Below are 23,972 nucleotides of genomic sequence, written 5' to 3' on the forward strand. Positions count from 1 at the left end.
CAGCTCGAAGTCGAGTCCTAGTCGACATCGAGTTCGAACAACGAGGACGGAAGTGTGCAGTGACTGATTCAAGGACGGTCAACGTCGAACGTGTGTGGGTGGGGCGAACGGCAATGGTGGTTGCCGGCCATCCTGGCAATCCTGCCCTGCTGCTACTCAACGGTCTTGGGCTGAGCGGTGCCGACTGGCTTCCTCAGATCGTGGCCGCGGCGCAGTCGGGGCGGCAGGTCGTTGCAGTGGATCGACGGGGCCATGGAGAGTCGCCGTTCGTTCCGGTGGCTGCGTTCGACGAGTTGGTAGCAGATGTCGTCGCAGTGATGGACGGGTTGGATATCGGTCAGGCCGACATCTGCGGTCTGTCGCTCGGCGGCACCGAAGCACTTGCTCTAGCGCTGAACTTCCCTGAACGCGTGCGGTCGTTGGTGCTCGCGGATACGTTCGCCGAGCTTCCGGTCGACGTGGCCGACGCGCGAATGGAGGGAATGACATCGCTCTTCGACGAGGGCGGGATGTCCGGGCTGGCCGCAACGGTCGTGGACGGGATGTTGCACTCCGAGCCGAGTCCGAGCCGACGAGCCGAGCTGATCGGTGCCTTCGAAAAACTCGGAGCCACCGCATTCTTCGAACTGATGGACGTGCTCTACGGCTGCAGGCTGCAGGCTCGTTTGTCCGAGCTGGCAGTACCGACTCTCGTGCTGGGAGCGTCCGAGGACACTCGAACGCCTGTCGAATCGATGATGCGACTTACTGCCGACATCCCCGGTGCAGCTTTCCTCGAGATTCCAGAAGCCGGACATTTCCCCCACATCGAACAACCGGACGCCTTCTCGGCGGCCCTGGTGAACTTCCTGCTGCGCGGATCAGCAGACACGCGTGAATCGAAAGGCGATGAATCATGATCAAGAATTTCGGAGTTCTCTACGTAGGTAGCGTCATCGACGGAGACAACATCGGGTTCGACGGGCCCATGCCGTTCGACCGTCGGTACCCACCAGAACGTTTGATGTCGGCCTTCGACGAGGCGTTGACTCTGGCCCAGCTCAGCGAGCGTCTCGGCTTCTCGACCTTCTGGATGGCAGAGCACCACTACCAGCACGAGGGTTTCGAGTGCATCCCGAATATTCCGTTGCTCAGTCTGTGGCTTGCTCAGCACACGAAGGACATCAAGTTCGGATGCGGCTTCAACGTACTCCCGACCTGGCATCCCATCCGTCTTGCCGAGGACTACGCGGTCGTCGACAAGCTCACGAACGGGCGCCTCATCTTCGGGGTCGGCCGCGGATACCACGAACGCGAACTGGTCGGAATGAACCCGCAGACCGTGGGACTCGTGGACGACGATCGTCGAGCGCTGTTCGAGGAGCAGGTCGAGATTCTCGTCAAGGCCTTCGCCGAGGAGTCGTGGAGCCATCACGGCCGCTTCTACGATCTTCCCCCTGCCGGTGCAACCCACCGTTTCCGCCCGGTCGAGGAGCTGACGTTGGTCCCACGCCCGAATCACCCGGTGGACATCTGGCAGCCCACCACCAGCGGCAATCCGCGCGGCGTCGAATTCATGGCCCGCAACGGAATCAAGGGAATGATCGCCGGCATGCCGACGCCGTTCGCAGGTAAGTTCGCCACGATCTACCAGGAGGCCAACCGCAAAGTCGGACGTGACTTGGAACTGGGGGAGAACCTCGCGGTGGGATTCCGCTGCTACCTCGCGGACACCGAAGAGCAAGCGCGAGAAGCGCTCCGGCCGATCTACGACGAGTACAGCAAGTTCGGAGCGCCGCTCGGTGTGAACCCGTTCAGCAAGGAACTCATCGCACTGCACGAGAGCAACGGCGACACCGTGCCGGGCAACGCGCGAATCATGTCGTTCGACGAGGTCCTGGAGTCCGGCGCCTGGTTCGCCGGGACTGCCGAACAGTTCGTGGACCGCGTCGGCACGTTGCAGGACGAACTGCCCGGACTCGAGCACGTCCTGATCAACCTGCACATTCCCGCGTCGCATCGTGAGAACCGAGAGCAGGTCGAGCGCATCGGCCGCGACGTGTTGCCGCACTTCGGCTCCGTGCCGGTAGCGGCTGGGGTCGGCGCGTGAGCTCCGCAGCAGTCGATCTGCCCGATGTCGTCGTAGACGGATGCAACCCCAGTAACTGGGACGACCCGGATATCTTCACCAACCTGCGAAAGGGCGGTGTCACTGTTACCAACGCGACGGTGGCGATCTGGGAGGGCTTCGAGGACTCCGCCGACGAGGTGTCGAAATGGCTCAAGAGATTTCGGCAGAGAAGTGATGAGATCGTCCAGATTCGGACGGTCGAGGATATCGCCGAGGCGCAGAGGTCCGGCCGAGCCGGCATCATCCTGGGGTGGCAGAATCTGGCACCGATCGAGAACGACTACGAACGGCTCGAAATCTTTGCCGAGGTCGGTGTCCGTATCGTGCAGCTCGCCTACAATCTGCGCAATCTCGTGGCCAACGGATGCTACGAGAGGGCCGACGACGGGCTCAGTAAGTTCGGTGTGGGTACGGTTCGCAAACTCAACGAACTCGGCATGCTGATCGACCTGTCGCATGTCGGTGACCGTAGCTCGATGGAAGCGATCGAGCTCTCCACATCGCCTGTAGCAGTGACGCATTCGAACAGAAGGTCGTTCAAGGAGGGTGCGCGTAACAAGCCGGACGATCTGATTCGCGCGTTGGTCGACAACGGCGGTGTCATCGGTGCGAACGCATTTCCTCGGTTCCTGCCGCGTGAGTTCGACTCGACCATCGAGGATTTCCTCGACGCCATCGAGAACTTGGTCGAGCTCGCGGGAATCGATCACGTGGGCATCGCAAGTGACTTCTGTGAGGGCCACGACATGGAGTACTGGCACTACCTGCGCCGACTGCACGGGAAGATCCCAGGCGATCCACCGGCGGTGCCGCGTCCGGATCCGGCGATCAGTGGACTGGACACGGCCAGCGACATGCCGGCCGTCGCCCACGGGTTGCGTGAGCGTGGTTACGCCGATCATGAGGTACGAAAGATCATGGGGGAGAATTGGGTCCGGCTGTACGGAACTGTGTGGACGCAGTGACCTCGGTCGATAAGGCCGAGGATCGAATACCCGAGGTCGACGGTCACCGGTTCGAGGAGGTGATGGCACACTACCCGACCGGTGTCGCGGTAGTAACCAGTCGTGATGCGCTGGACCGGCCGATCGGTGTCGTCAGCCCGGTTCTCGCAGTGCTGTCGACGGATCCTCCGCTGATCGGGATACAACTCGATCCAACGGCGGCGGGCTACCTTCGACTCACGGACAACGATCGATTCTGTGTCAATATCATCGGCACCGGTCACGACGAGGCGTCTCGGGTATTTCGGACGGAGAACTCGGACAATCTCGCGGACATCGATTGGGTGCCTTCGGTATCCGGATCCCCGATCATTTCCGGAAGTTCCGGATGGATCGACTGCCGCGCAATCCAGGTCCACGACACCGGAAACCGGAAACTCCTGGTGTGCCGAGTGCTCGAAGTCGAGACCAACGCTACCGGTCTGCCTCTGCTCTTCTTCCGAGGCGGCCGTGGCGGATTCGATCCGCGGGTGTCGATTCTGCCGAGTTCGCCAGGTCTGAGCGAGCACATCGCACTCGCCGGGCGGGGCGCGAAGATCATGGAGGCTGCTGCCGACGAAGCCGGCATCGAAGTGATCGCAATGGCCCGCACCGGCAGTTCGATGAGCATCATCGCCAGTGCAGCTCCTCGCGGCGCGGTGGCGACGACCGTGGTCGGCAGGCGCTTTCCCTTCGTTCCTCCGTACGGCACGTTGTTCCTGGCCGGCGCGGACGATCGGAATCGCGAGGCATGGTTCGACGAGCTTGCCGAACCACCGTCGAACATCGAGCGCGAAGAAATGCTGGCGCGCGTTGCGCGGGCGAGTGCCAGAGGATGGTCCATAGCGCTGTCGGGGCCGACGCACTCCGCGGTGGATCGGTTGATCGAGGCGTATACCCGCGGACCGGTCACGCCGACGTTGGACCGCCAATTACGTTCCGGCATAGCATCACTCGGTTACTTCTACGATCCGCCGGACGAGGATCTCATCGACTCCGCATCGGTACGGATGATCTGTGTCCCGGTGCCGGGAGTCGGGTCCGAACCACTCGTTCAATTGGCTGTGCACTCGCTCGCACAGGACATCACTGTCTCGGATCTGCCTGCGCTGAAGGCCATTCTCACCCGCGCAGCAGCCCAGATGAATACCACCTGATCCATTCCTCCCCATAGAAGCGACAAGCACATGACCACTGATGCTCGCATCTCCAATTCGAAGTCGACGAACTCCACACGTGCTACGGCTGCCGGCGCAATCGGCAATGTCCTCGAGCAGTACGACAGCGTGATCTACGCGTTCTCTGCAGTGACGATGGCCAAGCTGTTCTTTCCCGAGTCGGGATCGACCAGTGGACTGATGCTCACTTTCGGTGTCTTCGCAGTCGGATTTCTTGCTCGTCCGGTCGGCGCTGTGGTGTTCGGGTACTTCGGTGACAAGTACGGCAGGCGAAGCGTACTGATCTGGTCGATCGTCCTGATGGCGGTGTGTACGGTTCTGATCGGACTGTTGCCGACCTACCGCGATATCGGTGTGGCCGCGCCGCTGCTCTTGACACTCATCAGAATCGGCCAGGGAATGTCGACTGCGGGTGAGACTGCCGGATCGGCGACATTCATCGTAGAACATGCTCCGAAGGACAAACGAGGACTTCTCGGTAGCTTCCAGCAGGTCAGTTCCGGTGCCGGATTCCTGCTGGCAAGTCTGGTGAGCATCGCGCTCTCGCTGGCCTTCACCGACGCCCAGATCGAATCTTGGGCATGGCGCTTGCCGTTCCTTCTCGGCGCCGTCACCGGACTCGTTGCTCTGTACATCCGCATCGGCGTACCCGAGTCCCCAGAATTCGATCGAGGTAACACGACGGGCGTGGATCGCCCGAATCCGCTCAAGGTGCTGGCTGCGACATCGTTGCTCGCGACGGTCAGGTCGGTGTTCCTGATCAGTCTGCTCGTGATCGGGTACTACATGTTCCTGACCTACGTTCCGACATTTCTGCGGAAAGTCGTCGGCGTGGCGACATTCCATGCGCAGCTGTCGAATCTGGTCTGTCTCGGTGTGTTCGTTCTGTGCATTCCGTTCTTCGGACGGCTGTCCGACCGCGTCGGTCGTCGCCCGGTGCTGATGACAGCGGCGATCGGATTCATGGTGGGATCGGTGCCGCTGATCGCATTGCTGGCAACCGGCTCGCTCCCGGCCGTGTACGGAGGACAGATCGTCATTGCTGTGCTTCTGGCTGCCGTCGCGGGTGTCATGCCCGCGACCCTTGCCGAGATGTTCCCGACGAACGTGCGGTTCTCCGCCATGTCCATCGGGTGGAATTTCTCGAACACACTGTTCGGCGGTACCGCGCCTCTCCTGGCGACGCTTCTCATCTCGTCGACGGGAATCGATTTTGCGCCGGCCTTCCTTGGCGTCGTCGCGGCAGTGTTGTGCTTGGTGATCGTCGTCCCGATGAAGGAAACACACAAAGCTGCGCTGTAGTCAAGCTGCGCTGTAGTCAAGCTGCGCTGTAGTCAAGCTGCGCCCGCACGCATACCCATGAGGAGAAGAAAGATGGCCACACCATACGTTCTCGGAATCGGCGGATCGACGCGTCTCGGATCCTCCACCGAGCTGGTTGTACGTGGGGTTCTGGCGCATGCGTCCGATTCCGGCTGCCAGACAGAGATGTTCGCGGGACCCGATCTGGTGTTGGCGCCGTACGAACCAGGCAGAGAACTGGATCCAGCGGCGGCGAAGTTGGTCGCTGCGTTTCGACGAGCCGACGCCATCGTGATCGGATCACCGGGATATCACGGATCCATCTCCGGGTTGGTGAAAAACGCTCTCGACTACACGGAAGCACTGCGAACGGACGAGAGAGTCTATTTCGACGGGTTGGCTGTCGGGTGTGTCGCGACCGCATTCGGATGGCAGGGCGCCGTCAACACGCTGTCCACCCTTCGGCAGATCACGCATGCCCTTCGCGGCTGGCCCACACCTCTCGGCATCGCACTCAACACCTCTGACAAGTCTCTGTTCGAAGGGGGCCAGGTCGTCGATGCTGCTGTCCTGGAATCGATGTCGATGATGGCAGACCAGCTGAAGACCTTCGCGCAACGGAGACAATTGCAGCAGGCTTGACACCGAAGTGTTCCGCGCAGGCGACGAGCGTCGCCTGCGCGGAATTCCGCTCACGCGGACTTCTCGTCAGACGGTCGACGTCGAACTCTCCAACGGCGAGGCCTGCTTGCTACGCGTTGCACCGGGGTTGTTGGACAGGCCGTGGTGCAGCTCCGGACGTCGTAATTCCTTGTACGCAGCGATGATCGGACTCAGTTCGGTGGGACTGCTTCCGTGCATGATGACGCCGTCGACCCCGAGATCGAACTGGCGATCCACGAGTTCGGCGCATGTCTGCGCCGTGCCCACTGCGGCCGCACTCAGCCACTCGGCAGGAATCAAAGTCTGAATGTGCCGCAGTTGGTCAGGGGTGGCAATCGTGTCGATCGCACCGCGAATGGAGCGAACCGTGTCGTCGGCTCTGAATCGTTCGAGAACACTCGGGTCCCACCCGTTGGTCTTGACCATGAGATCGCCGTACCCCTGCAGGTATCCGGACAGGCGACCGACCGTCTTCATCAACACGGCGTCCTCGGGCAGATCGCTGAGCACCGTGGCGTAACACGACCAGATCCGAACCTCCGAAGGGTCACGACCGATCCTCTCGCACTCGTCGCGTACGGTCTTGACGCACTTGGCCGTCGTTTCGTCGCTGAAGAACGTATGGAGCACGATCGCGTCGAAAGCCCGTGCGGCGAGCTTCAGCGTCTGAGGCCCGAAGGCCGTGATCAGCAGGGGGGTCTTCCATTTGGGCTTGGGCTGGATGAGCAGCCTGGGCCAGGTTCCCGCTGGACCGTCGTGATCGAGGACCGGTTCACCGTCGAGTACGCGCCGTGCAACGCCTGCGAAATCTTCGAGTTGTGCAGTGGTCGGAGGCTCCAGTCCGAGTCCACGCAGACTGGAGACGATCCCTCGTCCGATTCCGAGTGTGTAGCGCCCATGTGTCAGCGCTTGCATCGTGGTCGCGTGCGCTGCGGTGACGGTGGGGGCACGGAAGTTTTGATTGGTGACCCCGGTGGCGATTCCGAGTGTCGTCGATACGGCCCCGAGTGCCCCGCTGATGGTTGCAGCTTCCTTCAAATTCAGGCGTTCCGAAACGAATGCGCTCCCGATTCCGAGAGCCTCGGCGACACGGGCCTCCTCGATCAGGTCTCTGGGTTCGGTAGCGCCGCCGGCCAGAGCGTAGAAACCGATCTCGGGTAGAGACAACTGCTCCATGTTCAAATCCTTTGCGAGCTCATTCATTTCGACGGCACGACCGGCAATGACGTTGCGGCGGTGCGCAGCGCATCCAATGCCGGCCTCGATGGGTTCCAGGGTGTTCGGTTGTATAGATTACGATGATACTCTAGAAGCGACAATGATCACATCTCCGGTGGCAAGGGTCCGAAGTGGTGACTGGTATGGCCAGTCAACGTGGCCGAATGCTACTCGAGTCTGTCGGGATGCAACGGCGACCGGTTCGGTCGGCGGGGAGTCTCACCACCACGAATCGAGTATCAGTACATGAGAATCACAGATGTCGACACCCAGTGGCTCGAGCGCAGCCTCGATCTCGAGTCCGGCAGCGTTTCGAACCTCAGCTATGAAGGGGTTGGTGCTGGGCAGGTTGCTGATACATATCGAATCTCGTTCGATCGAGATGGTGTCCGCGCGGACTCGTTGGTCCTGAAAATCACGTCACGTGACGAATCCAGCTCCTCGACCGGTCGGAGCGAGCAGAACTACCTACGGGAAGTTCGCTTTTATCAGGATCTGATGGAGTCGGTCAAGGTGCGCTCTCCTCGTTGCTTCCATGCGGAGATCACCGACGATGCAACAGAGTTCGCATTGTTGCTCGAGGATCTCTCGCCCTGCACCATCGGGGATCAGCTCGTGGGTTGCACCATTGCCGAGGCCGAGCTCGTAGTCGATGAAGCCGTCAAGTTGCACGCGCCGGTATGGGGTGCGCCCCAGCTGAAAGAATTGCCTTGGCTCCCCACGGTTCGCAGCTTCGGCGCAGCCGAGTTGGCGTACTGGCCCAAGGTGATGGACCGAGTTCGGGCACGCTTCGACGGCGAGATCGACGAGGAACTGCTGAAGGTGGGCGACGTCTTCTATCAGAACGCGGCAGGCTATCTCGAGCTTCAGCGGCGGGCGCCGTGGACACTGCAGCACGGTGACTTTCGCCCCGACAACCTACTTTTCGGCGCCAACGCTGGATCGGTGCCCGTCGCAGTGCTCGACTGGCAGACCGTGCAACGCGGTCCAGGTGTACTCGATCTTTCGTTCTTCATCAGCGGCGCATTGACCACAGAGCTACGGCGAGCTCATGAACGGGAACTGGTAGCGCGCTATCACGACGGGCTTCGTGCGCTCGGCGTGCTCGACTACTCCTTGGACGATTGCTGGCGGGACTACGTGAGGTTCTCGTTCCAGGGGTACTTCGTCGGGGTCGGGGCGGCAATGTCCGTCAAGCAAACCGCCCGAGGCGATCAGGTTTTCGCTTCGATGATTCGCCGAGCCGGTCAGCACATTCTCGACCTCGATGCGCTCTCCGAGCTGAGCGCTGTTCGAGCGTAGGTAACTGCTGTACGTAGTTGTCCCCGGCCAGGAGTCGTCTTGGCCGGGGACAAATCTATGTATACCTGTTCGACGGCGCAGAATTGCCTGCGCGATCGTGGCGTATCAGGCGACTGGTTGAGCGAATCGATTGGCTGTTCTCTCCAGAGCTTCCTGAGCCTCGCGTACTGTGCGGACGACTACCTCACCCGCGCTCGGAATGTCGTGAATGAGTCCTTGCACCATTCCGACAGTCCAGATACCCGCGTTGATATCTCCGGTCTCGTAGACGGTACGTCCACGGGCGCCAGCGACGAGTTCGCGGACGTCACCGAATTCGCCGCCCCGGTCCAGGATGCCGACGACCTCTTTGCTCACATCGTTCGATGCCACTCGTGACGTGTTACGCAGTGGTCGGAAGATCAACTCGGTGTCCCGCTCGCCCGCTTCGACGATTCGCTGTTTGATCTTCTCGTGGATCGGTGACTCGGTTGTGCACATGAACCGGGTGCCCATGTTGATGCCGTCGGCACCGAGGACGAGTGCGGCTGCAAGACCCAGGCCGTCGGCGAAACCGCCCGATGCGATCATCGGAATCGTCAGCTGTCGGGCTGCCGCTGGGATCAGAACGAGGCCAGGAATGTCGTCCTCGCCCGGGTGGCCTGCGCATTCGAACCCGTCGATGCTGACACCGTCGACGCCGACCTTCTCGGCTTTGACAGCGTGCCTGACGCTCGTGCACTTGTGAAGCACCTTGACCCCGTGCTGCTTGAAGAAGTCCATGTGCGGCTCCGGGTTGGACCCGGCCGTCTCGACAATGGTGATGCCGGACTCGACAACCGCTCGACGATATTCGTCGTACGGCGGTGGGGTGATGGACGGAAGAATCGTCAGGTTCACGCCGAAAGGTTTGTCCGTCAACGTACGGGCCCTCTCGATTTCGGCGACGAGGGCGGCTGGAGTCGGCTGCGTCAACGCCGTGATCATGCCTAGTCCGCCTGCCTCGGAGACGGCCGCGGCAAGCTCCGCGCGTCCGACCCACTGCATTCCGCCTTGAACGATCGGATGCTCGACGCCGAACACCTCGGTGAAAGGTGTTCTCAGTGTCGGCTCGGTGTGTGTCATCGGGTCTCCCGTCGGTTGAACATCTGACCGCACCGGTGCGTGTCCATCACCGGAAGCAGTCGCACTTGTCACGGAGAAGATATCATGTTAATGATTGCGACCGGATCAACGGTTTTCATCGTCGCTGGGGCGGGCAAAAAAATAAACCGTCGAATTGGCCAATTCGGTTGCAACTTGTGCTGAACCATCTATCATTTAGATGATTCTCATCGAGCCTGGTACACGATCCTCTTCGATGCTCAGGGTCCGCGGCGTATCGATCGTCCCCGAACTTGCACACCGGGCATGCGAGTTCGGTTCCAGGTCGATCGCATTCGACGCTGTAACGGTTGCCCCGGACCGAACCGGGGCAACCGCAGAGCGCATTGCTTGATAGACACGACAGAAGCGAGAGTGGTACATGACCATCACCGAAACCGAGTTCGACGGTTACACGCTGGAGGGCTTGCGCGAGAAGTACAAACACGAACGAGATCGCCGGATTCGCAGTGACGGCTTGGGGCAATACCGCGCCACGAAAGGCGAGTTCGGCTATTACGCCAAAGATCCGTACACCGAGCAAGTCGAGCGCGAGCCCAAGACCGATTCGGTGGAGGTGCTGGTCGTCGGAGGCGGGTTCGGTGGGCTCGTAGTCGCGGCGCACCTGAGAAAAGCGGGTATCGAGTCGATCCGTATGTTGGACGAGGCGGGCGACTTCGGCGGCACGTGGTACTGGAACAGGTACCCCGGAATCCACTGTGATATCGAGTCGTACTCCTACATGCCGTTGCTCGAGGATGTCGGAACCGTTCCCAGCATGCGATACGCGCCGGGGGAGGAGATCCGCCAGCACGCCATGGGCATTGCAAAGAAGTTCGATCTCTATCGGGAGGCTCTGTTCCACACCCGAGTCACCGAGCTCACATGGGACGAGAAGGAGGAGAACTGGCTGGTCAGCACCGATCGTGGCGATCGAATGCGAGCCCGATTCGTTCTCACTTCCTCGGGGACGCTCACGCAGCCGAAGTTGCCAGGAATCCCCGGCATCGAGAACTTCAAGGGCCACACCTTTCACACGAGTAGGTGGGACTACGGTTACACGGGCGGCGACCAGTTCGGCGGGCTCACCGGGCTCGCCGACAAGAAGGTCGCGGTTGTCGGCACTGGTGCGACCGGTATCCAGGTCATCCCGTTCGTCGGTCGGGACGCGCAGCAACTGTTGGTCTTCCAGCGCACTCCATCGACCGTGGATGTCCGCGGTCAGCGACCGACAGATCCTGAATGGGCTGCGTCGCTGAAGCCAGGTTGGCAGAAGGAGCGGATGGACAACTTCCTCGCGGTGGTGTCAGGTGAACCGGTCGAGGTCGATATGACTGCTGACGGGTGGACCTCCACAGCGGAGCTACAGAGGAAAGTTGTCACGGGACGGATCGACTCGGCGCTTCCGACGGATGAGCGGGAGCGAATCGAAGAAATCGTCGACGCCACGAAGATGGCCGGGATCCGCGCCCGCATCGATGAGGTCGTGACCGATCCGGAGACGGCAGAGAAGCTCAAGCCGTGGTACCGCTACATGTGCAAGCGGCCTACCTTCAGCGATCTGTATCTCCAAACGTACAACCGCGACAACGTCACTCTCGTGGATACGGCGGATCACGGTGGGATCACCCGCATGACCGAGAACGCAATCGTCGTCGGCGACACCGAATACGAAGTCGATTGCGTCATTTTCGCAACCGGTTTCTTCAGTGGCGTCTCCGGAGTGATGTCAGGCGATCTGCCGGTGCACGGACGCGACGGAAAGGTGCTGTTGGAATCGTGGGCATACGGGCCACGTACCTTGCACGGATTCATGTCGCACGGGTTTCCCAACCAGTTCCACCTCGGTCCCGTGCAGAATGCCAACTCCGTCAACTTCACTCATATCTTGCAGGACCAGGCAGAACACCTTGCTGCCGTCATCGCGAAGGCCCGCGAACTGGGTGTCCGCGTTCTGGAGCCGACTGCAGATGCCGAGGCCAGATGGGTCGAGACCATTCAGACGAGTGCACACGACTCCTCGGTGTTCTTCAACGAGTGCACACCGGGTTACTACAACCAGGAGGGCATGCCGATTCCGTTGAAGGTGACATACGACCCGGGTCCCTTCGCATTCCGGCGGGTGCTCAGTGAATGGCGAGAAAATGGTCTGGCAGAAGTGTTGGGCCCTATTTCGTAATTCTCACAACAGATCGGCCGAGTTCGAATCGAGCGAGTGCGCACTGCGCACTCGCTCGATTCGTTGTTGTCTCGATTCGTTGTTGTGACGCCATTGTTTCGGTCGGGCCGGATCGGCGCCACAACGCACGAAACGGCCCTGCACTCGTCAGTGCAGGGCCGAAGGCGATATGCGAAACCGATTGTCCAGGTTGGAATTCGGAGAAACCGACCGCAGCCGAGATCAGGGTTGGTAGTTCAACCGATGACCGGGCCATGGCCACTGCGCGGCGTAGAGTGTCCCGCGCCCACCGGAGGTGATGTAGATGGTGTTTCCATCGGGTCCGCCGAACGCCGCGCATGTGACCGAGGGGTCCGTCAACGGCACGGGGAGAAACCCGAGTTCGGTTCCCTCGGGGCTGATTACGCGAATCCCGCCACCGAGGAGGTCGGCGACGGCGATGTTGCCTGCGCCGTCGACAGCGAGGCCATCCCAGAACCAGGCGTCTTCCTTGCCTATTTCAGCATGGTGAAACAGGTCGGGTAGGTCGACGAGCTTGCCAGGTCCGACAACTTCGAATGCACGCAGCCGACCCGTGAACGTCTCGGACGAGTACAGGCGCGTGCCATCCGGTGACAAGCCGAGGCCGTTGGGGGTGACGATGTTGGACGTGGCGACCTGAATCGTCTTTGCCAGGGGATCGAAGTAGTACACGGCTCCGTTGACGGTGTCGGCGATGTACGCGCTGCCGTGGGCATCGAAGACGATGTCGTTCAAGGACCTCAGGCGTTGACCGTCGCACTCGGTGAAGAGTTCTTCGTACTCGCCGGTGACCGTGTCCACCCGGTGGATGAATCCGCCCTCGTTGCCCTCAGCGATCGCGACAGGCCCTACGGTGCCCTCGCCGGTTTCGGCAAATGTGAAACCGCCACTGCTACCGACGTAGAGCGCGCCGTCAGGACCGAACGCAGCGCCGTTGGCTCCGCGTCCAATGGGCGCAACTACAGTCCTGACTCCGTCCTGACTCACGCGCACCACCGCGCCACCGTTGACCTCGCAGACGAACACCGAACCATCGGGGCCGACGACAGGGCCCTCGGGAAAATTCAATTCCGTTGATATAGCCCGGATATCGGATGATTCGAACATCGGCACGCTCATTTCGTTGACTGTGGGCAGTTAGGCGCATGTGCTAACTGAATCCAGGTGATCATTGAGATCTTTGACACACTTAGTGTGCCTTTACCGATCGCCCGCGTCAACAGGGATGTCTCCCAATCGGTGATACTTCTCGGTTTTCGCGGGCGGCACCCCGTGCTGGCGACTGTCGGGTGCGGCGAGCTACCGAGGGGGAATGCCGAACGCCCGGCGCAGAGCTGCGGTGAGATCGTCTTCCTGCCGCTTCGACACCGCCGCCTGCTGTACGAGAGTCGACCCGTGGAACGTTCCTGGATACAGCGCCAGCTCGGTCGGGACGTTCGCGTGAGCCAACCGCTGTGCGTAGTCGATGCCCTCGTCACGAAGCGGATCGAACTGGCACGCCGTGACGTACGCCGGAGGCAGTCCGGTCAGATCCGTCGCTCGGGCAGCTGCTGCGTACGGTGACACGGAGTCGGTTCCTCTGATCCCGGCGGCGCCCAGGTAAGAGTCCCAGCTGAACTCGGTGCCCTGCCTGGTCAGCATCGGTGTGTCGGTGTAGTCGCGCATCGAAGGAGTGTCGAGGCGATCGTCGAGCTGCGGAATGCCCAGGTACTGGAAGCACAGGGCAGGCCCGCCGCGATCACGGGCGATCAAGGCCACTGCTGCTGCCAGACCCCCACCTGCACTGCCTCCGCCGACCGCCAGACGCGTGACGTCGATACGCAGCTCGTCGGCAGACTTCGAAGCCCAGAGCAGAGCTGCATAACAGTCTTCGACCGGGGCAGGGAATGGATTCTCCGGTGCGAGTCTGTAGTCGACGGAAATGACAACTGCGCCAACCGTATCGGCAATTCTGCTGCAGTCGCCGTCGAACATCTGCACGTTGCCCGCGATGTAGGCGCCGCCGTGAATGTAGACAAGGCACGGAAGTACTCCGTCTGCATTGCGCGGGGTGTAGATACGGACGGGGACGTCCGGGGCCGAATCGGGTCCGAGCACCGTGATGTCGCGAATATCGATGTTGTCGTTCGCCGCGATCGACAACTGCGCGGTGATGCTGTCCTGCAGCTTGCGCAAGCCGACGTAGTCGGTGGGATCGTGCGACGGGATCATCGAAACCCATGGGGCGATCTCGGGGTCGATCGAATAAGTCATCGTGGCTCCTCGGGGTGCGGACTGTGTGTCCCTGGAAGTATCCGTCAGCGTCGGCGCAGGGCGACAGCCGTCATGTGTCGGGAAATGGGCACTCTGGGCCCGCCATCTGGCGATTGTCGTAGCCTGTGGTGATGGAGGGCCTACTGCTCAGATTGACCCAACTGGACGCGGTTGCCGAGAATGCCGTGCGTGTCATCGGGTTCTTCGATCAGTTGACGACACGTCGTGTGAGTCTCGAGACTCTCGTGGCCGAGGCGTCTCGGCTGGCAGAGTGCCCCGTAGGGCTGGTCACGGACGACTGCCCGGCGCCGGAAAAGGCAATCGTCCATGTGCTGGCCGATGGGACTGGAGCTTGGTTGTCGAGGGTGGACAGCATCGCTCCTCTCGACGACATCCTCGTGGAACGGTTGGCGATGTCGGCGTCGATTCTGTGGCGCCACGACGGTTCTCTCGTGGGACCGTCGGATGCCGAGTTGGTTCGGACGTACCTGTCGGAGGCGTCCTCTGCGGCCGATCGTTCACGCGCCTCGAGCTTGCTGGGCTTCGACCCCGACGCACTGGTCAGCGTTGTCGCGCTCGATGTCGGCCGAGACGCGGTCGTCGAAATTGCAGAATCGTTGCGGGGCCGATATGCCGACATAGGTTCTCTGCACGCAGTGTTGACGGCCAGTGCAAGTCTCGATCTCGGATCGGACGTGCGGGCAGGGGTCAGCCCGGCAATGGCGGTTCTGGACGGGCCGACGGCGTGGCGTCGTGCTCGCACGGCGATGCGAATGGCACGCGCGGCACGTCGGATCGTGTACTGGAAGGACTTGGGTTCACTCGCGCCGATCATCGAGCGACTGCGGCTCGAAGACATCGACGACGTTCCCGACGTGGTGACGCTGGATCTCATCGAGGCGGCGGCCGGTGGGCCGGACACCATGGACATTCTCACGGCGTTCTGTGCCTCCGACTCGGTGCGGCACACAGCAGCGGCGGTGTACCGACACCACAGCACCGTCGCGAGTCGCCTCGCGCAGATAGGCGACCGGATGGGTTTCTGCCTCACGACCGTGGAGGGCAAGGAGCGCCTACGCCTTGCTCTGCTACTGCGTTACCTGCGCGGTTCGGTGGCGTAGGTAACGCAGCGGATTCCTACATCGCGAAATGCGAACGAACCCGGCCACGATCATCGTGGCCGGGTTCACTCGCATTCTGTGTCAGGCTTCGTGCCGAGCTGACTGCAGCGGATGACCTGCGGAATGCGACGCTCCTGCCATGGCGAGTTCCGGGGTGTCGAGTTTGTCGGTCAACGCCTCACCTTCGATGTCGAGGTTGGGCAGCAGGCGATCGAGCCACTTGGGTAGCCACCACATCTTGTCGCCGACGATGGCCATGATGGCGGGGACGATCATCATGCGTACGAGGAATGCGTCGGCGAGGATACCGATGGCCAGCGCGAAGCCGATCGTCTTGATGATCACCTGGTCGGTGAGTGCGAATCCGGCGAAGACTCCGAACATGATGACCGCGGCAGCGACGACGACGCGTGCGCTGTGCTGGAATCCGACGATCACTGCCTGCTTTGCTTCGGTTCCGTGAACGTAGGCCTCACGCATGCGGCTGACGAGGAAAACCTCGTAGTCCATGGCCAGACCGAAGAGGATGCCGGTGAGCAGCAGCGGGAGGATGAACACGACTGGGGAGGTCGTATCGACTCCGATGAGATCGGCCAGCCAACCCCACTGGAAGACCGCAACAGTCGCGCCGAGTGAGATTCCCACCGACAGAAGGAAACCGAAAGCGGCCTTCAACGGGACCAGGATCGAGCGGAAGACCAACATGAGGAGAATGAAGGCAAGTCCGACGACGACGGCGAGGTAGATCGGGAACACGCTGGTGAGTTCGTCGGCGATGTCGACGCCTACTGCTGTCTGTCCGGTGACGAGCGCCCGAGCGCCGGTATCGGCAGGGAGGTCCGACAAGGTGTCGCGGATGTTCGACACGAGTTCCTTGGTGGCGGTATCCGAAGGGCCACTGACAGGAACGATCTGGACCGTGGTGAAACCGACCGCGTCGAGTTGCGGCGCGAGTGCCTCGGGAACTGGTGCAACGATTGCGGCGACGTCGCTGTCGAGTGACCGCAATTGCTGTACGGCGGTGTTGACCGCAGCGACCGGGTTGGCAGCATCGGCGGTGTCGATGACCACGACGAGTGGACCGTTGGCGCCTGCACCGAAGTTGTCGGCAATGGTGTCGAAGGCGACGCGGCTGTCGGTGCCCGACGGTGCGACTCCGTCGTCGGGCAGGGCAAGTTCCATCGACGCGATCGGAAGCGAGACCACCCCGGCCACCAGGAGTCCCGCAATGAGCGCGGCGACCTTGTTCTTGCTCACTGCCTCGACCCACCGTTGGCCGTTGGAGCGAACGTTCGTGTCTTCGGGGTCGCGACCCTCGAGGCCCTTGATCTTTCCGCCGAGGACCTTCGTGCCGGCGAAACCCAGGATCGCAGGCAGCAGGGTGAGGGCTACGAGGACCGCAATGAGGACCATGAAGGCGCCGCCGAGACCCATCTGGGTGAGGAAGCCGATGCCACACACGGACAGGCCTGCAAGGGCGATGATGACGGTCAGACCGGCGAAGATGACTGCGCCACCGGCTGTTCCGACGGCTTTACCTGCAGCTTCGTCGAGCGGGCGTCCGTGTTTCACCTCGCTTTGGTAGCGCGACATGATGAACAAGGCGTAGTCGATACCGACCGCAAGGCCGAGCATGGTTCCGAGTGCGGAGGTGACCGAGCTCAAGGTGACGAACGCGCTGAGCACGGTGATGCCGAGGATTCCGATACCCACCCCGATCAAAGCCGTGAGTAGCGGCATCCCGGCGGCGACGAGTGAGCCGAAGGTGATGGCGAGGACGATGACCGCAACACCGATGCCGATGAGCTCACCGAGGGGGACCTCTTGCTCGGGTGCGGTGGCACTGCCGCCGACGGCGCTGTTGATGCCGGCCTCGGTAGCGAGGTCTTTGCCGCTCTCGAGAGCGGCGGTGTCGGTCTCGACTATGTCGGTGACAGGAATGTTGTAGGTGATCGTGGCGTAGGCGGCGCGGCCGTTGTCCGAGACCGTGCCCGTGGTGAACGGGTCGGTGACCGATTGCACGTGATCGGTCCGGGTAGCGGCGAGCGCCTCGGTGATCGCTTGCTGATTTTCAGGGGTGGTGAGTGACTGCCCCTCGGGCGCTTCGAAGACCATCCGTGCGGTTGCACCGTCCGCGGTTTGGCCGCTGCGATCGGCAATGAGGTCGAAGGCCTCGGTCGACTCGATGCCGGTGAGAGAGAACCCGTCATCTGTCTTCGTGTCCAGGGTCGATGCACCCGCAATACCGATGAGCAGGAGCCCGACCCAGATCGCCGCAACGAGCTTGCGGTGTACGAAGGACCACCTGCCCAACCTGAATAGATGCCACGCCATGGTGATGCCTCTCGTTCGCAATCTCTTGTCTGCGCGCCGATGGGCTGCACCGGCACAAGAGGAAGCGTAGGCCAAATCGGTAGTCACTACCAGGCGTAGGCACCGTGTCAGTAGTCACTACCGACATCGATGTACGTAGAACAACGACATCACGCCGCAGACCCGATGGGCTGCGGCGTGATGTCGATTCAGGAGTTCGGGCTGGGTCAGGTGGCCGAGGTCGGTCGTGTCGGGCGAGTCAGAAGTCGCACGGCCAGGATGGCAAACACGATTCCGAGTACCAGTAACGCCACTGGAATCCACGTCGTGACCAGCGGTAGCTGGGAGTCGGACTCGTCCAGATCCGAGATGCTGGACGAAACAACCGACCTGTCCATCTCCAGCTTCGTGATCGACGCGGGTACCGGAATATCCTGTCCCGGCAGTTCGAAGACTGTGGTCACGGTCGTCGTGCCGATTTGATTGACAATGCTGCCCAGCGTGGGATCGACCCAGATCTCGGTCTTGTCGGCCTGCGAGAACGAGACGGGCACCTGCTCGGGTGCGGAGTCGAGGAGCACTGCTGGGATCCCGAGGGCGAGCAGTGCGAGTTTCGGCGCGGTAGTGCCGTCGGTTCCGAACCGGGGTCCGAGATTTTCCTGCAGGACATGCAGAACGTCGGGATTGCGCACCGGTCCCGAAGCATCGGTGGTGTAGATATCGAGTGTTCGACCGCTCTTCGACTTGGTGCCCTGGTACTCGAGCGGTTGCGCCTCCTGTACCACGGCGTTGTACGTCGTCAGGTTCTCGTGGTTCGAGTTGGGCGGAAAGTTGACGGTGACTCCACCCTTCTGATCGATGACGGACATCCCCGCGGGCGGGTCGGTCTGCTCGAAAGTGCTGCGGTTCACGGCGTAGGTGAACGAGGTGTTCGAAATCGGCTGAGAGTCGACTGCACGCGGAGTCAAATAGGTCTGGGTGTCGAACGAGACGACGCCGGAGTCGTCGGACAACGACCGCACGGACGATGTCGTAGCCGCCTCGACGGGAAGGGTGATCATGGCCCCGCCCGCAGCCGGGTCCGGGTTGGGGATACTCAATGTCCCGACGAGGATAATCTCTCTATTGAATCTGTCGGACAATTCGGTAAGGCCAGGGGCCACCGAAAATCGGAGTATTGCGGCCACCGCGACGAGCAGTAATCCAAGAATGAAGAAAATCGATCCCGTCAGCTTTCCGGCTTTCATCTTGTTCAATCCTCAATCATAGTGGTCGGTGGAGTGATCGCATCGATTCGAGCAATCGATCCACGTGCTGACGGATGCTCGCGACGGTGTGATTGTGAAGTGTCACTGCGTAACTGCGCAATTGACTGTAAGACGTCATTGACTGTCCGAATTGAATCGGCCGAAATAGCAGCTGAACCATTTCTCGGAAGCAACGACTTGATGGACTATAAGCGCGAACCAAGTTGATGTCGAGAGAAATCTCGAAATTGAAAGGACCGTCTTTTTTCTTGTTACTGGTGGTGTTCTTTACAATCCATGTTCAGCGGGAATATGCCCGTCGACGCCATTTCCGACACTGCTGGCTGAAAACGAGATCGACCGTGAAAACGAGACCGACCCGGAAAAGGAGACCACCGATTCGGTGCACTGATACTGCTGCCTGATGCGATCCCAGGCGCCTTGCCCCTTCAGTGCCGCCTGGGGAGTCGTCGCTCGGATGGTTGTGAGGCAATCTCGAGACTCTCCACGCAGAACGTGAGATAGTAAGTATTACAATCATTTCGAGGCGTCCATGTCCGGGTGCTGATCCGGGATGCATGCAGGCAACACGTGGCCGACGGGAACGGCCTGGTCAGGAGTTCGGAAGTGGAGTCGTCGTGGGGGTGTGGTGCCGCTCGAGGGCTGAGCCTCGTGCGGCTACCGCCCGCTCTTCGTGGTGGCCACTCCGTTGCGGAGTTGCCGCATGGACTCGCCGATGATTCGTTTGGCTTCGGCATGGGGGGTGTCCACCGCGGCAAGCTGAATTATGTTGGAGTACAGCCCCTGATACGACAGTGCAAGAACATCCACGTCCGAGTCGGGAACCAGATCTCCTTGCAGGGCTGCATCTTTCAGGGTCGAATGAACCCGCTCCAGTACCCGATCGACGCTGTCGAGTCGGCCACCGTCGTGCGATGCAAGGGCTCGGTACAGTGCCTGGACGTTCGCGAGATCGGCGTAGAAGATGTCGACGCAACCCAGGTAGAAGTGTTCGACACGATCCAGTGGTCGCTTGCCTTCCGACTCCGTGAACAGTGCGTGCCACTTGTCGGCGATACGTTGCCCGAAAACCTGGTTGACGAGGTGGGCCTTGTTGTCGGCGTACAGAAAGACGGTTCCCTGCGCCACCCCTGCGCGAAGAGCAACCTCGCGGATGGTCAGAGCCGCAACTCCTACTTCGTCCAGCAGAGTTCCAGTAGCGCGAAGTACGGCCTCGCGTCTGGCCTCACTGTTCTCTTCTCGTGTTCCCACTGTGCAGATGCTAGCTGGTGCCGGGTTGTTAGGGGAGCCGCACTTGACGGAGATTGTGAGCCCGATTACGTTCTAATGAACATGTTCAATGAACACGTTCAGCGAACGCAGTAGTGTGTCTTTGAGGAGTGACATGACCACGATCGAGAGTTTCGATCCCGCCTCGCTCGAGGCCCGAACCGATCCTTGGGAGTTCTACCGCTGGCTGCGGGACGAGCACCCGATCTACTACATCGAGAAGTACGACATGTGGTTCATCTCCCGCTTCGAAGACATCTGGATCACGATGGCCGACACCACGTTGCCGTTGTACGGTCGCGAGGTCACCCACATGCGCACCTCGCAGCTGCTGGTGACAAATAACGGAAACGTTCCACCGAACCGAGTAGCCCAGCTTCCTGGTTTTCCGAACGTCGACTCGCCCGACCAGGGCGCACTACGCGGCCTGGTCAATCAGCCCTTCCGGCCGGGCTCGGTCCGCAAGCTGGAGGATTGGTTCCGCGACATGGTGCGAAGCGAGCTTCCCGATGTCCTCGCCCAGGGCTATTTCAACCTCACCGAAGCGCTGGGGCGTTGGTCGACTCGGACGATGTGCCGTATTGCAGGCATCGACGAATCGATGGGGCCGCGTGTGCGTGAGCTGGTCAACGACGCATCGGATCAGACAGGTGACCCGACGCGTGAATTCGACGCCACGGGCATGGGGGAGTTGTACGGGCTGTTGGTGTCTACGGTCGCCGGTCGTCGCGCAGCCGGGGCAGACGGATCGCTTCCGTTCATCGACAAGGCGATCAAGACCGGATTTCAGGGTCGCGAGATGACCGATGTGGAGATCACCAACCAGCTGATGACGCCGCTCGTCGGTGGGGTCGAGACCGTCCCCAAGGTTACGGCCCACGGACTGTGGGAGCTCGCGGTGCACCCCGATCAGCTTGCTGCCGTCCGTTCGGATCTGGCGTCGAACGCATCGAAAGCATTCGAGGAAGCAGCTCGGTTCTGTGGTCCGGCGCAGTCCTTCCACCGGACGGTGACCGAACGAGTCGAGGTCCTCGGTCAGGTTCTGGAGCCGGGTCAACGCGTCGGATTTCTCACCGCATCAGCAGGACGTGATCCGCGGGTCTTCACCGATCCCGACGAGTTCAGGTGGGACCGACCGATCGAACGGACATTGGCCTTCGGCCAAGGCGATCACTTCTGCATGGGAACCCACCTCGCGCGGATGGAGGGTCGGATAATGATCGAGGAGTTCCTGGCTGCGGTGTCGGACTACGAGATAGACGAAGCCAACGCACGCCGGACCAAGTCGACGTTCCAACAAGGGTGGGACTACCTGCCCGTCACGATCAAGAGCTACCGCGATGCAGACGGGGTGGAGCAGCGACCTGCGGGGCGCACCCCGGTGCAGGGCAACGACAACGAGGATCAGCGATGAAAACAAAAGTGCTGTGGGATCTGTGCGAGGGCAACGGCGTCTGTGCGTCGGCCGCCCCGGAGATCTTCGAGATCGACGACGACGACAACCTCATCGTGCTCGATGAGAATCCCCGCGAGGAACTGCGTGCATCCTACGAAGCTGCGGTCAAGATCTGTCCCAAACGCGCCCTCGTAATCGAGGATTGATGGGCCAGTCGACTCTGAACCCCGGTGGTGACGCCACGCCTTCGCTCGAGCACGTAGTCATCGTGGGAGCATCACTCGCCGGGTTGTCGGCCGCGCGGACGCTTCGAACCGAAGGCTTCACCGGACGGCTGAGCATCATCGGCGAGGAAGTACATCGTCCGTACGATCGTCCGCCACTGTCGAAGAAGTTCCTCAGTACCACGGACGGGCACTCCGACCTCGGTTCGGACGACGTCGCGGATGCGGAATGGATTCTCGGCGTTGGCGCGTCCAGCCTCGACACCACGGCACGCGCGGTCACCCTCACCGACGGGCGCACGGTCTCCTACGACGGTTTGGTCGTTGCTACGGGTGTCTCGGCTCGTGTCCTTCCTGGATTCGACAAGGTCGGTGTCCACACCATCCGTACGGTCACCGACGCCGACGCCTTCCGTACCGCGCTGACCGCGGATTCGCCTCGCGTCGCGCTCGTCGGCGCAGGATTCATCGGCGCCGAGATCGCCTCGACCTGTGTGGCACTGGGGATCCCGGTTACCGTGATCGAGGTGTCCGAGGTCCCCTTCGAACGCTCCCTCGGCTCTGCTGTCGGCGCCGAACTCAGCAGGTTGTACGTCCGCCACGGTGTGGACCTCCGAGCAGGCCATTCGGTTTCGGCAGTCCTGGGCGACGAGGCGGTGACCGGACTTCGGCTCGACGACGAATCGGTTGTCGACGCCAACATCGTCGTACTGTCCGCGGGCGCCGTTCCGGCTACCGCGTGGCTCGAATCTTCCGGACTGCCTCTCGACAACGGTGTCGTGTGCGACAGCACACTTCAAGTCGTGCCCGGGATCGTTGCCGCGGGAGATGTGGCGAAGTGGCCCAACGCGCGATTAGGCGAGTTCCGTCGCGTCGAACACTGGGAGAACGCAATCACCAGCGGTGAGCACGCCGCCCGTACGTTGCTCGGCGCGAGCGAACCGTACGACACCGTTCCGTGGGTGTGGTCCGATCAGTTCGGTTTCAAGCTGCAGTTCATCGGATCGAGCATCGATCACGACGAGATCTATCTCGACTCGACACTCGACGACGGTGGAAAGCTGCTGGCTCTCTATCGAAAAGGCGACCGTCTCATCGGCGCCTGCGGCATCCGCCGCACCAAAGCAGTACTGTCGCTGCGCGAATCCGTGGGGCAGCCAGGATCGTGGACGTCCGCGATCGAACAATTCGCATCCAGGAGTGAAGTATGACCCGCGAGAACACCTTGCCCTACGAGTCGTCGACACCTACCGCATCCAGTTCACCTGTCAATCCTCTGCGAGTTGCACTGGCGAGCAAGGCTGCAACGGTCGGACCGTGGGTCATCACGACCGACCCGGCGACCGTCGAGGTTCTCGCCAAGACGGCCGTCGATTTTCTGATCTTCGACTGCCAGCACGGACCGCACGACCTCGCCACCGTAGGACCGCTTCTTCGGGCGGCCGCCATCCACTCGAAGGCCACTTTGGTTCGGGTTCCGTCGTCGGACCCATGGATCATCATGCGCGCGCTCGATCTCGGCGCGGCGGGTGTCGTGGTGCCGATGGTGAACAGCGCTGAGGAAGCCGAGATCGCCCGAGCTGCAACTCGTTACCCGCCACTCGGAAACAGGTCGTACGGCCCGCTTCGGCCTGCTCCCGGTAACGTCTTCGACGCCGCGGACGGCCCGGTGGTGTTCGTGATGATCGAGACGGCCGCAGGCCTGGCAGCTGTCGAGGAGATCGCCGCGGTCGTCGGTATCGACGGGCTGTTCATCGGGCCGGTCGATCTGGCGCTCGGAGTGGGCGCGATGACCGACGGGGACCTGCAAGCAGGACTTGCTTCGCCGTTGCTTCGCGAAGCGACCGGCACGATCGCCGGTGCCGCCGCACGGAGCGGCAAAATCCTTGCTGGAGCTGTCTTCTCGCCCGATCACGCGCGTGGAATGGCGAAGGCGGGAATGACACTGCACGTACTCGGCACCGACACCGGATGGCTCACCGCGGGCGCCGCAGGTCTGGCGCAACTCGGCTCGGAGTTGACCTAGTCCTCTCGTTGGACAAGCCCACCG

The 23,972-nt window shown here is 61.5% G+C and carries 20 protein-coding genes; 13 read left to right on the forward strand and 7 right to left on the reverse strand.

The features are described from left to right. The first annotated feature begins 59 nt into the window (after nucleotides 1-59). The 6 genes from RY1_RS00605 (at nucleotide 60) to RY1_RS00630 (ending at nucleotide 6,215) form a co-directional block, all read left to right on the forward strand. Nucleotides 60-899 carry an alpha/beta fold hydrolase gene (locus RY1_RS00605; RefSeq protein WP_169914530.1) on the forward strand — a complete coding sequence of 280 codons (840 nt, stop codon included), beginning with the start codon at nucleotides 60-62 and terminating at the stop codon, nucleotides 897-899. Further along, on the forward strand, nucleotides 896-2,089 hold the full coding sequence (locus tag RY1_RS00610; protein WP_072801595.1) for an LLM class flavin-dependent oxidoreductase: 1,194 nt from the start codon (nucleotides 896-898) through the stop codon (nucleotides 2,087-2,089). The genes RY1_RS00605 and RY1_RS00610 overlap by 4 nt, the downstream gene beginning before the upstream one ends. After that, entirely contained in the window at nucleotides 2,086-3,075 is a 990-nt protein-coding gene (locus RY1_RS00615) for a dipeptidase (protein ID WP_072801596.1), read from the forward strand. The genes RY1_RS00610 and RY1_RS00615 overlap by 4 nt, the downstream gene beginning before the upstream one ends. Next, complete coding sequence (locus RY1_RS00620; RefSeq protein WP_139279686.1) at nucleotides 3,072-4,250, forward strand: flavin reductase; 1,179 nt, start codon at nucleotides 3,072-3,074, stop codon at nucleotides 4,248-4,250. Before RY1_RS00615 ends, RY1_RS00620 begins: the two co-directional genes overlap by 4 nt. Before the next feature lie 30 nt (nucleotides 4,251-4,280). Further along, nucleotides 4,281-5,573 (forward strand): MFS transporter, encoded by a 1,293-nt coding sequence (locus RY1_RS00625; RefSeq protein ID WP_084727054.1) that lies wholly within the window; start codon nucleotides 4,281-4,283, stop codon nucleotides 5,571-5,573. A 72-nt stretch (nucleotides 5,574-5,645) separates the two neighbouring features. Next, the gene (locus tag RY1_RS00630) at nucleotides 5,646-6,215 is read left to right on the forward strand and encodes an NADPH-dependent FMN reductase (RefSeq protein WP_072801598.1); all 570 of its coding nucleotides are present in this window, start codon (nucleotides 5,646-5,648) and stop codon (nucleotides 6,213-6,215) included. A 66-nt stretch (nucleotides 6,216-6,281) separates the two neighbouring features. On the opposite strand, the gene RY1_RS00635 is transcribed toward RY1_RS00630, so the two are convergent. Beyond that, nucleotides 6,282-7,412, reverse strand: coding sequence for a TIGR03857 family LLM class F420-dependent oxidoreductase (locus tag RY1_RS00635; protein ID WP_084727157.1), 1,131 nt, complete (start codon nucleotides 7,410-7,412; stop codon nucleotides 6,282-6,284). A 288-nt stretch (nucleotides 7,413-7,700) separates the two neighbouring features. Here RY1_RS00635 and RY1_RS00640 point away from each other — a divergent pair, with 288 nt between their 5' ends. Beyond that, nucleotides 7,701-8,756: a phosphotransferase gene (locus RY1_RS00640; protein ID WP_072802202.1), complete on the forward strand. Its 1,056-nt coding sequence runs from the start codon at nucleotides 7,701-7,703 to the stop codon at nucleotides 8,754-8,756. Nucleotides 8,757-8,861: 105 nt separating this feature from the next. Here RY1_RS00640 and RY1_RS00645 read toward each other — a convergent pair whose 3' ends face one another. After that, complete coding sequence (locus tag RY1_RS00645) at nucleotides 8,862-9,860, reverse strand: NAD(P)H-dependent flavin oxidoreductase (RefSeq protein ID WP_072801600.1); 999 nt, start codon at nucleotides 9,858-9,860, stop codon at nucleotides 8,862-8,864. 400 nt (nucleotides 9,861-10,260) lie between these two features. On the opposite strand from RY1_RS00645, the gene RY1_RS00650 reads away from it, so the two are divergent. Beyond that, nucleotides 10,261-12,057 carry a flavin-containing monooxygenase gene (locus RY1_RS00650; protein ID WP_072801601.1) on the forward strand — a complete coding sequence of 599 codons (1,797 nt, stop codon included), beginning with the start codon at nucleotides 10,261-10,263 and terminating at the stop codon, nucleotides 12,055-12,057. A gap of 222 nt (nucleotides 12,058-12,279) precedes the next feature. On the opposite strand, the gene RY1_RS00655 is transcribed toward RY1_RS00650, so the two are convergent. Further along, nucleotides 12,280-13,197, reverse strand: a complete 918-nt coding sequence (locus tag RY1_RS00655) for an SMP-30/gluconolactonase/LRE family protein (RefSeq protein WP_218019761.1) — start codon at nucleotides 13,195-13,197, stop codon at nucleotides 12,280-12,282. Nucleotides 13,198-13,377: 180 nt separating this feature from the next. Next, nucleotides 13,378-14,331: an alpha/beta hydrolase gene (locus RY1_RS00660; protein WP_072801602.1), complete on the reverse strand. Its 954-nt coding sequence runs from the start codon at nucleotides 14,329-14,331 to the stop codon at nucleotides 13,378-13,380. A 131-nt stretch (nucleotides 14,332-14,462) separates the two neighbouring features. On the opposite strand from RY1_RS00660, the gene RY1_RS00665 reads away from it, so the two are divergent. Next, entirely contained in the window at nucleotides 14,463-15,452 is a 990-nt protein-coding gene (locus RY1_RS00665; RefSeq protein ID WP_072801603.1) for a helix-turn-helix domain-containing protein, read from the forward strand. 81 nt (nucleotides 15,453-15,533) lie between these two features. On the opposite strand, the gene RY1_RS00670 is transcribed toward RY1_RS00665, so the two are convergent. The 3 genes from RY1_RS00670 to RY1_RS00680 form a co-directional block, all read right to left on the reverse strand. Next, nucleotides 15,534-17,786: an MMPL family transporter gene (locus tag RY1_RS00670; protein ID WP_072801604.1), complete on the reverse strand. Its 2,253-nt coding sequence runs from the start codon at nucleotides 17,784-17,786 to the stop codon at nucleotides 15,534-15,536. 206 nt (nucleotides 17,787-17,992) lie between these two features. Continuing rightward, nucleotides 17,993-19,012, reverse strand: coding sequence for a porin PorA family protein (locus RY1_RS00675; RefSeq protein WP_139279687.1), 1,020 nt, complete (start codon nucleotides 19,010-19,012; stop codon nucleotides 17,993-17,995). A gap of 678 nt (nucleotides 19,013-19,690) precedes the next feature. After that, entirely contained in the window at nucleotides 19,691-20,284 is a 594-nt protein-coding gene (locus RY1_RS00680) for a TetR/AcrR family transcriptional regulator (RefSeq protein WP_072801606.1), read from the reverse strand. Nucleotides 20,285-20,417: 133 nt separating this feature from the next. Between RY1_RS00680 and RY1_RS00685 the strand changes: the two genes are divergently transcribed. From RY1_RS00685 to RY1_RS00700, 4 genes are read left to right on the forward strand one after another with little or no spacing between them, the layout of a single operon-like run. Beyond that, nucleotides 20,418-21,716: a cytochrome P450 gene (locus RY1_RS00685; protein WP_072801607.1), complete on the forward strand. Its 1,299-nt coding sequence runs from the start codon at nucleotides 20,418-20,420 to the stop codon at nucleotides 21,714-21,716. Then, nucleotides 21,713-21,904 carry a ferredoxin gene (locus tag RY1_RS00690; protein WP_072801608.1) on the forward strand — a complete coding sequence of 64 codons (192 nt, stop codon included), beginning with the start codon at nucleotides 21,713-21,715 and terminating at the stop codon, nucleotides 21,902-21,904. Before RY1_RS00685 ends, RY1_RS00690 begins: the two co-directional genes overlap by 4 nt. Continuing rightward, complete coding sequence (locus RY1_RS00695) at nucleotides 21,904-23,133, forward strand: NAD(P)/FAD-dependent oxidoreductase (RefSeq protein ID WP_072801609.1); 1,230 nt, start codon at nucleotides 21,904-21,906, stop codon at nucleotides 23,131-23,133. The genes RY1_RS00690 and RY1_RS00695 overlap by 1 nt, the downstream gene beginning before the upstream one ends. After that, nucleotides 23,130-23,948, forward strand: a complete 819-nt coding sequence (locus RY1_RS00700) for an HpcH/HpaI aldolase family protein (RefSeq protein WP_072801610.1) — start codon at nucleotides 23,130-23,132, stop codon at nucleotides 23,946-23,948. Before RY1_RS00695 ends, RY1_RS00700 begins: the two co-directional genes overlap by 4 nt. The last annotated feature ends 24 nt before the right edge of the window (nucleotides 23,949-23,972 follow it).

It is taken from the genome of Rhodococcus yunnanensis NBRC 103083 (assembly GCF_001895005.1).
Classification (GTDB): domain Bacteria; phylum Actinomycetota; class Actinomycetes; order Mycobacteriales; family Mycobacteriaceae; genus Rhodococcoides; species Rhodococcoides yunnanense.